Origin of the sequence: Bacillus norwichensis, assembly GCF_014836955.1 — a bacterium.
In the GTDB taxonomy this organism is placed as follows: domain Bacteria; phylum Bacillota; class Bacilli; order Bacillales; family Bacillaceae_C; genus Siminovitchia; species Siminovitchia norwichensis.
This window is the reverse complement of record NZ_JACSPV010000074.1, coordinates 1-8314: the sequence shown is the minus strand read 5'-3', so window position 1 is coordinate 8314 and position 8314 is coordinate 1. Positions and strand designations below refer to the sequence as shown.

Below are 8314 nucleotides of genomic sequence, written 5' to 3'. Positions count from 1 at the left end.
CTTGAGCAGTGGTTCTCTGGCCTTCCCAACTACATCAAGGCTTATTTGCCAATTTCTCTCTGCGAAAGTTGAGTTATTAATTTACCATTTATAGTTTTTTTCTTTAGTTTGTGGAAAATGATGTTAGAATAAATAATGTTGTATATATAGTTATTAGTTTGTTTTTTTGGAGGAATATATCTATGAAGACAATTGCAGTTTATTGTGGCTCTAGTGCGGGAAATGATCCCATCTATATGAAAGAAGCAAGGGATTTAGGGAAGATTTTGGTGGATAATGGATTAAACCTTGTTTATGGAGGAGCAACAGTTGGTTGTATGGGTGCAGTTGCTGATGCCGTGATGGAGGCAGGAGGCAAGGTGATTGGCGTTATACCTGAGAAGTTAAAAAATGTTGAAATCGCACATCAGCAACTATCTGAACTTCATGTCGTTAACACTATGCATGAAAGAAAAGCGTTAATGGCAGAGTATGCTGATGGGTTTATTGCATTGCCCGGTGGTTCAGGAACTTTAGAGGAATGGTTCGAAGTATTTACTTGGGCTCAATTAGGATATCATAATAAACCTTGTGCATTACTCAATATCAACAATTACTACACACCAATTTTATCTCTCTTTGACCATATGATCGACCAGGGATTTATAAAATCCGAATATAAAGATTTAATCGTTATTAACAATAATTCGAAAGAGTTAGTAAAAGAAATTAAGGATTACAAAAGGTCCTATATACATAAATGGCAATAATAAAATTAAAATAACGCTAGAAATAATTAAAGAAAGAGGAAGAAATGTTGGACCAGCTAATAAAAGAAATTAAGTTACTCAGTGAAAAAGAACCAAAAACGTTAGAGCAAATGGCATTAAAGCTATCAGAGGAAGTTGGCGAAACTTCTCAAGCTGTACTATCATACACGAAAGCTAGCGGAAGTGAGTATAAACAATTAGGCATTGAAGATGTAAAAGAAGAATGTATTGATGTAATTTTAGTAGCCTTAGCCATGTTTTACAAATTATCCGAGAACGATAAGGAATTACACGAATTAATAAGTAAAAAGTTGGATAAGTGGGAAAGCAAAATCAGTTAATGAATTTTCGTTCGTTAATTAAAAAAGTGAAAAATCTAATTGTACCTTCTCTAACTACGGAATCACTTGTTCTACAAGGCTATGATCTTCTACAATCAGCTGCACAGACGTAATCAGAGGAAATGAAGTCACTCCTGAAAATGTTCAAACGTAAAAGAAGTTTGCCTAAGTATATTTGAACCTCTTTTCAAATTCGATTTTGAGTATCTTTGAATGTTCCAAATTCAAAGATACTCGGGTAAATGCTGTCTTCTTAGGGTGGTTCTATTGCTCATCCTCCCTAATTCGGCTAATCCGATTAAAAATTGAGTAAAGTCTCCATTAAGCTATAGGGCTGTGTTAGTAAAATAGTAGCTCTTTCGCTTTCAATCTCCGTAATCGGGCGCAATCCTGGAATAAGGAAAAGTGCTTATTTTAAGTCCGGATTGTAAACCTATGGTGTAAATTAAAATTTAGAAACCTAAACTGAGTGGGAAGTTTGAAGAGGTAATAAAAATGGATAATGAAACAGCGAAAAACATTAGAGGGAGTTTACAAGCTGATTGTTCTAAATGTTTTGGACTCTGTTGCACAGCGCTTAATATTGTAGCATCAAGTGACTTTGCAATAAATAAACCTGCTGGAACACCTTGTCCTAACTTACAAAGAGATTTCCGATGTAAAATTCATAAGAATTTAAGAGATAAAGGATTTAAGGGATGTACAGTGTTTGATTGTTTAGGTGCTGGCCAAAAAGTTTCTCAAGACACTTTCAGTGGTCAAAGTTGGAGGGAACATCCTGAAAACGCTAAAAAAATGTTTAGTGTATTTCCCGTTATGGAGCAGATATATGAAATGATTACATTTATTGCGGAAGCTTTGACTTTTAATATCTCACCTTCATTGCAGGATAAGTTAAATAGACAATTAGAGAATTTACAAGGCTTGACTGATATGGATGCCGATAGCATTTTGTCACTAGATATTACAAGATGTCGACTACCCGTAAACGAGCTACTTCTAGAAACAAGTGAATACATCCGGAATGAGCTAAGTTCAAATGTATTTGAAATTAAGAAAGGAAGACAATGTAGGGGTGCTGATTGGATTGGAAAAAATTTTAAAGGTAAAGATTTAAGAACGACTGATTTACGAGGAGCTTATTTAATTGCTGCTGATTTGCGAAATACGGATCTAAGAGGTGTTGATTTTATTGGAGCTGATTTGCGTGATGCAAATTTAAGTGGGGCAAACCTTTCTACAAGTATGTTTTTAACTCAAATGCAAATTAATTCAGCTAAAGGCAACGATAAGACTATATTACCCTCGCATATACAACCACCGCCTCATTGGATTTAAAAGATGCTTTAATGGGGTAACAAAAAAAGCCCAATTTTCTTAACGGTAAGAAAATTGGGCTTTTTAATATTGAATTTTTCAATTGTTATAAATCTGTTGTTATTTCGATTGAATTTATAACCATTATGATCGTGTAAGTATATTGATAAAAATGCAAAACTATGATACATTTATTTAGATACTCTAATTAATTAATTTACTGTAAAATATCCCTATTTTAATTATACATCATAATAACCTTTTTAGTCAACCCCTAATTTAAAAAAGGAGTGTTTGATATGGATATGGAGCTTCGTCAGGAGCAAGAAAGAGTGAACCGTGTAATGGAAAAAATTGCAGAGGAAATCAAAAGAGTGGAGGGCGAAACTTCAGCGCGCCGGATGGAAGTTGTAAATATCCGTAAACACTTTTGGGATGAAGTAAAGGTTAATATTGATACCTTCGACGATTATCTCGAAACGATCATCGGCTTGAGACAAGAGGCTCAAGCTCTGTCCGTAAGCCAGAGCACTCATAGGCATGCATCTAAGAGATTATCTTCGCTGAGGCGTATGCAAGAGGTACCCTATTTTGGGCGAATTGATTTCATTGAAGAAGGAACTTCAACTGCGGAACGAATTTATATCGGCACCTCTACGCTCACGGATACGGGTGGAGAAAAATTCCTGATTTACGACTGGAGGGCCCCGGTCTCAAGTGTTTACTATGATTATCAGCCTGGTCCGGCCAAGTATGTTACACCTGGAGGTGTCATCGAAGGCATACTAGAGAAAAAGTGGCAATACCTCATCCGCGGCGGCCTTATCCAATCTATGTTTGATACCAGTCTTACGATAGGTGACGAGATTTTACAACAGGTGCTTGGTAAAGGTTCAGACAAACATATGCACAATATAGTAGCCACAATTCAACAGGAGCAAAACCGGATCATTCGGCACGATCGTGGGCGGATGCTCATTGTACATGGTGCTGCTGGCAGCGGTAAGACATCGGCTGCTCTGCAGCGAATTGCTTATTTACTTTATAAATATCGAGATACGCTGAATGCTGATCAAATCATCCTTTTTTCGCCTAATGCGATGTTTAACAGTTATGTTTCCAATGTGTTGCCAGAACTCGGCGAAGAGAATATGCAGCAGGTTACATTCCAGGAATATTTGGATCATCGGCTGAAAATTGAGTTTCAAGTTGAGAATCCTTTCGATCAATTGGAATATGTTTTAACTGCAGTGGATAATCCATCATACAGAACAAGGATTGCCGGCATCCAATTCAAGGCTACCACCTATTTTTTTGAGGCGATTAAATCATATAGGGAGTCGCTGGAATTATCCGGAATGGTATTCAAAGGAATTAGCTTTAGAGGAAAGACCATTGTTACTGCGGAACAAATTGCAGACAAATTTTATAGCAGTAACACCTCGCTTCGCTTTTATAGCAAACTTGAAAAATTGAAGGATTGGCTAATCAAGCAAATTGATGAAGCCGAGAAGCTTGAACGGAAAAAGCCATGGGTACAGGAGGAAATCGAACTGCTTAGCAATGAGGATTACCATAAGGCATATACCTACTTAGCGAAAAAACGCGGCTTTAAAGGAGAGTCGATTCATGATTATGAAGTTGAGACTAAAGCGTTGGCCCGCTTGATTGTTCGCCAGAAGTTAAAACCATTGCGAAAACAGATCAAGGCGTTTCGTTTCATTAACATGAAGGGGATATACAAGCAGTTTTTTACCGATCCCCTCCAAATTAAACAGTGTATGGATCAGGAAGCTCCTGAGGAGTGGGCGGATATTTGTCTGTTGACTGTGAAAATGCTGGACGAAGGTAAATTATTTTACGAAGATGCTACTCCGTTCTTACTGATGAAAGAACTGATTCAAGGATTTCAGATGAACAGTTCAATCAAACATATACTTGTTGACGAGGCGCAAGATTATTCTCCATTTCAATTCGAATTTTTGAAGCGTTTGTTTCCTGCGGCAAGAATGACCGTGCTCGGGGACTTCAACCAAGCTATATTCGCCCATGCCAGTGAAATGGTCAATTTTCACACGCTTACTGGCCTATATGGTTCAGATAAAACGGTTGCGATCAACTTGACCCGTAGTTACAGATCCACAAAACCGATTGTCGAATTTACACGCGGACTAGTACCTGATGGCGGACGGATTACCGCTTTTGAGCGCGATGGCGAGAAGCCTATATTGACACAGCTATCCACTCGATCTGAATTACATCGTTCCATAGCTTCCAAAATTGCAGACTTACAAAAACGGGGATATAGCACAATAGCGGTTATATGTAAATCTGCGGAGGAAAGCATCGCTGCATACGATTCCTTGAGTGTCATTGAAGAAATCAAGCTCGTAAAGAGCGGCTCGATTGAATATGAGCAAGGTGTTGTTGTCATACCGGTGTATTTGGCAAAAGGTATCGAATTTGACGCGGTTATTATCTATGATGCATCAGCAGAAGTATATGGGGATGAGAGCCTCCGTAGATTGTTTTATACCGCCTGTACCCGGGCCATGCATCACTTGCAACTATACAGTGTTGGCGAACCGAGCCCCTTATTGCGCAACGCTGCGCCGGAAAGTTTAACTTTGAGCTGAGTTAATAAGGTAATGTTTATACAAAAGTTGTACCTTCTCCTTTGGATTTCGCAGTGTCCAAAGGAGATTTTTTATGAAAAAAACGATTCGCAATCTGCCCGTTTTCAGGAGTGAAATTACACAAATAACCGTATATTCTCCTATGTTAAAAACACGCTTTGAGAAAAGGGGGGATATTCAAACCATTGAGCGGCTCGATGTCTGATATTAAAGCTTTTTGAACGTGATGAGTTCACGAATTTTTTGGCTAAAGCAAAACCTTACGATTTTGCTTGTAATAGGCGGTAGCTAAATATATTTTTCTGTCATGGAAGAGGCGTGACTCAAAAACGTCATCTGCCATGACAGGCTATATTGTTTTCAGAACAGGGTTTTTTAAGGTAAGCTTACAACTATGTTGTTAGCAGGGTAGCATGAATTTTGGATATTAAGGAGGTAAAAACAATATGAACATTATTGTTACCAGTTTATTCGTACAAGATCAAGACAAGGCGCTGGAGTTTTATACAGAAGTATTGGACTTTGTAAAAAAACATGACGTTCCAACAGGAGAATTTAGGTGGATAACGGTTGTTTCTCCTGATGATCAAGAAGGAACCGAGCTTTTGCTTGAACCAAATCAGCATCCGGCTGCCAAAGAGTATCAAAAAAAGATCTATGCCGATGGCATCCCGGCAACAATGTTTGAGGTTCCAGATGTTCAAAAAGAGTATGAACGATTAATGAAGCAAGGCGTGAAGTTTACTATAGAGCCGAAAGAAGTGGGCGACATCACGCTGGCTATCTTCGATGATACATGCGGTAATCTTATTCAGATAGTGCAAAAGTAATTAAAAAAGCAAATTTATAGGCTATCTCAAAAAATAATTATACCAAATTCGAATTACTAACCGAGTTGTTATTTAGAATCTATTGTTGAATTACATGTTTGTAAAATAAATCAAACTTTTTTATAAGATTGTTTGCTATTTCACAATGGATTCATTTTATGATCAAAAACTCCAGGTTTGCAAAGTTTTTGATCAAGTAATCCTAAATTGAAGGATTGTCAATCTGAATCAATACATATTTGTGGCGGAATCCAATCGGATTTCGTCTTTTTCTAGTGTTCCATATAATTTTCCACACGGTGGATGGACTTAGTTTTATTCCTTTGGAAGAGGGGATGCCAGATAAATCACTGGTAACACTTATTGAGTGAGGGAGGAAATTGAATTAATATAATTTGGCATGATTTTTGCTTTAAATAAAGGTGTACAGGAAAGGAGCGTAACAATGAAAAAAGGAAAAGTGGCTGGTTTTATCCATAGCGCGATTACTGTGAAGAAATTAGAGGATGCTCTTGACTTTTATGTGGATTTGTTAGGTTTTAACCTATTATCCACTCAAGTTGCTAATAGTGATTATATTTTTGACATTGTTGAAATACCTGGCTAACCAGTCGGAAACGGCCGGGGAGGTTTGGAGAGATCATCAAAGAAATAAACTAAGTAACAACCGGATGGATTAACTATTACGGGGTATCCCGAATGAAACGATTCATTATAGAAACCCAACAATGGTTAAACCACCGACTGAGGCAACTCATTTGGAAAAGGTGGAAAAAGGTAAAAACAAAATATAGCATGCTTCGTAATTATGGGATTAACCATGATGACGCCATGAAATATGCAAATTCCCGAAAGGGCTACTGGCGAATATCACGAAGTGAAGTCCTGCACATTGCAATAACAAAAGAAAGACTCACCAAGTGGGGATTAAAAGATATATCCCAACTCAATGAGTCCCGATACTTAAAAGGTTGAACCGCCGTGTACGGAACCGTATGCACGGTGGTGTGAGAGGTCGGTTAATCAATAAATGATTAGCCTCCTACTCGATTTATACAATTGACGATATTATCAAATTTAAAACGTCAGATGTACTGTGCTTAATCCCGCATTGCTCCTGCCTCTCGAGAAGTCATTGCCCCTTGGCCTTCGCTTACATCTTTCTGGATTTCCTGCTTCACTTTTTTACCATCGGTTCCAGCAAATCCTGGTTTCGTTCTAGAACTCAAATTCTGTTTAGCCTGTTGATTTTGTGGCATATTAATTCCTCCTTGAGCTATTGATTTAACAATTATAGTATTAACCAAAATGCTTTGTATAACCTGAAATTTGAGTGAAAGCTGGGGGCACTAAATCTGGAACTTAAGCCTGCTGGATTTTAATTCTAAATAATAGGGTGTTGGCTAGAATCTGTAATTCCCTTCTCTGTGAAGGAATGGTGCTATTTTTATTGTAATTATATCGTGTTTTACGATATAATCGTTTTAAACGATTGAAATAGGTGATTGTATGGTTCAGCGTATTAATAATTACTTTACCGATATTTACTTCAACTTACATCCTGCCCAAGAAGAAGTCATTTCACATCAAAGCATCCGTATATTACAAATGATTCAAAAAAGGCAATTTGTCATGATTCGTGATATAGCAGAGCAATTATCGATTTCTCACAATACAGCTTCGGAACACGTGAAAAAATTAGTGGGTAATGGCTGGGTTTATAAAGAAAGATCAAATGAAGACCAACGAAAGGTGTATCTACATTTAACAGACAGTGGTCTTATAACACTAAAGAAAAATACAGAATTAGATGAACATAAGCTTCAAGCTGCGCTTAGCAGATTATCGGCTAGTGAAAGAGAAAAGGTAGTTGAAGCATTTCGGCTTTTAAGTGAGGTCTCAAAATAAATGTATTTGTTAATAAAAATTATAAGTTCAGCAGTCATTATTGGTGTCGTTACAGAATTAGCAAGACGTTTTCCTGTTTATGGAGGCATCGTAGCTGCGCTGCCATTGATCAGTATTTTAAGTATTATTTGGCTGACGATTCAAGGAGAATCAACTCAAAAAGTCAACAAATTTACACTTGGGGTTTTAGCCGGATTCCCTGCAACGGCGATAATGCTGTTTGTGATTTATATCGCATTAAAGCAATCTCTTCATTTAGTATTAGCGATTTCATTGGGAATAATAGCCTGGGGAGTATGTTTAATAGGGCAAAAGTTTATTATGGAATCATTTATTACTTAAAAAGCGTGGTAGTACTCAGAAGTTTAGAACAAAGGATTATCTAGCCGTTTTATAGATGCACATATTAAAAACACCAAAACAAATGGTAAAATAGGATATATTTACAATAATAAAATCACTAGCGTTGCATTAATTAAAAATATCAATTCAAAATACTAAAAAGATTCAAAGTTTATCAGTTTAGACAACAA

Annotated in this window: 11 protein-coding genes; 10 read left to right on the top strand and 1 reads right to left on the bottom strand. The window is 37.2% G+C overall.

What is annotated here, in order from left to right:
* Positions 1 to 182 precede the first annotated feature (182 nt).
* From H9631_RS21660 to H9631_RS21630, 8 genes are all read left to right on the top strand, one after another.
* On the top strand, positions 183 to 749 hold the full coding sequence (locus H9631_RS21660) for an LOG family protein (protein WP_191816465.1): 567 nt from the start codon (positions 183 to 185) through the stop codon (positions 747 to 749).
* A gap of 44 nt (positions 750 to 793) precedes the next feature.
* Positions 794 to 1090, top strand: a complete 297-nt coding sequence (locus H9631_RS21655; RefSeq protein WP_225221209.1) for a MazG-like family protein — start codon at positions 794 to 796, stop codon at positions 1088 to 1090.
* A 495-nt stretch (positions 1091 to 1585) separates the two neighbouring features.
* The gene (locus tag H9631_RS21650; RefSeq protein WP_191816461.1) at positions 1586 to 2428 is read left to right on the top strand and encodes a pentapeptide repeat-containing protein; all 843 of its coding nucleotides are present in this window, start codon (positions 1586 to 1588) and stop codon (positions 2426 to 2428) included.
* Positions 2429 to 2706: 278 nt separating this feature from the next.
* Complete coding sequence (helD, locus tag H9631_RS21645; RefSeq protein WP_191816459.1) at positions 2707 to 5043, top strand: RNA polymerase recycling motor HelD; 2337 nt, start codon at positions 2707 to 2709, stop codon at positions 5041 to 5043.
* Between the two features lie 73 nt (positions 5044 to 5116).
* The gene (locus H9631_RS22635) at positions 5117 to 5248 is read left to right on the top strand and encodes a hypothetical protein (protein WP_263600723.1); all 132 of its coding nucleotides are present in this window, start codon (positions 5117 to 5119) and stop codon (positions 5246 to 5248) included.
* Between the two features lie 241 nt (positions 5249 to 5489).
* Entirely contained in the window at positions 5490 to 5873 is a 384-nt protein-coding gene (locus H9631_RS21640) for a VOC family protein (RefSeq protein ID WP_191816457.1), read from the top strand.
* 445 nt (positions 5874 to 6318) lie between these two features.
* The gene (locus H9631_RS21635; protein ID WP_191816455.1) at positions 6319 to 6480 is read left to right on the top strand and encodes a VOC family protein; all 162 of its coding nucleotides are present in this window, start codon (positions 6319 to 6321) and stop codon (positions 6478 to 6480) included.
* Between the two features lie 68 nt (positions 6481 to 6548).
* The gene (locus H9631_RS21630; RefSeq protein ID WP_404801765.1) at positions 6549 to 6848 is read left to right on the top strand and encodes a group II intron maturase-specific domain-containing protein; all 300 of its coding nucleotides are present in this window, start codon (positions 6549 to 6551) and stop codon (positions 6846 to 6848) included.
* 125 nt (positions 6849 to 6973) lie between these two features.
* Here the strand turns inward: H9631_RS21630 and H9631_RS21625 are convergent, their stop codons facing one another.
* Positions 6974 to 7132 carry a hypothetical protein gene (locus H9631_RS21625; protein WP_191816453.1) on the bottom strand — a complete coding sequence of 53 codons (159 nt, stop codon included), beginning with the start codon at positions 7130 to 7132 and terminating at the stop codon, positions 6974 to 6976.
* Positions 7133 to 7382: 250 nt separating this feature from the next.
* Between H9631_RS21625 and H9631_RS21620 the strand changes: the two genes are divergently transcribed.
* Both H9631_RS21620 and H9631_RS21615 read left to right on the top strand, forming a co-directional pair.
* Entirely contained in the window at positions 7383 to 7781 is a 399-nt protein-coding gene (locus H9631_RS21620; protein ID WP_191816451.1) for a MarR family winged helix-turn-helix transcriptional regulator, read from the top strand.
* Positions 7782 to 8123 (top strand): DUF3147 family protein, encoded by a 342-nt coding sequence (locus H9631_RS21615; RefSeq protein ID WP_191816449.1) that lies wholly within the window; start codon positions 7782 to 7784, stop codon positions 8121 to 8123.
* Positions 8124 to 8314 lie beyond the last annotated feature (191 nt).

What these genes read in the sequence shown, in the direction of transcription:
- H9631_RS21640 (WP_191816457.1), top strand. Translation starts at nt 5,490, where the DNA reads ATGAACATTATTGTTACCAGTTTATTCGTACAAGATCAAGACAAGGCG.
- H9631_RS21625 (WP_191816453.1), bottom strand. Translation starts at nt 7,132, where the DNA reads ATGCCACAAAATCAACAGGCTAAACAGAATTTGAGTTCTAGAACGAAA.
- H9631_RS21615 (WP_191816449.1), top strand. Translation starts at nt 7,782, where the DNA reads ATGTATTTGTTAATAAAAATTATAAGTTCAGCAGTCATTATTGGTGTC.
- H9631_RS21650 (WP_191816461.1), top strand. Translation starts at nt 1,586, where the DNA reads ATGGATAATGAAACAGCGAAAAACATTAGAGGGAGTTTACAAGCTGAT.
- H9631_RS21635 (WP_191816455.1), top strand. Translation starts at nt 6,319, where the DNA reads ATGAAAAAAGGAAAAGTGGCTGGTTTTATCCATAGCGCGATTACTGTG.
- H9631_RS21660 (WP_191816465.1), top strand. Translation starts at nt 183, where the DNA reads ATGAAGACAATTGCAGTTTATTGTGGCTCTAGTGCGGGAAATGATCCC.
- H9631_RS21620 (WP_191816451.1), top strand. Translation starts at nt 7,383, where the DNA reads ATGGTTCAGCGTATTAATAATTACTTTACCGATATTTACTTCAACTTA.
- helD (WP_191816459.1), top strand. Translation starts at nt 2,707, where the DNA reads ATGGATATGGAGCTTCGTCAGGAGCAAGAAAGAGTGAACCGTGTAATG.
- H9631_RS22635 (WP_263600723.1), top strand. Translation starts at nt 5,117, where the DNA reads ATGAAAAAAACGATTCGCAATCTGCCCGTTTTCAGGAGTGAAATTACA.
- H9631_RS21655 (WP_225221209.1), top strand. Translation starts at nt 794, where the DNA reads ATGTTGGACCAGCTAATAAAAGAAATTAAGTTACTCAGTGAAAAAGAA.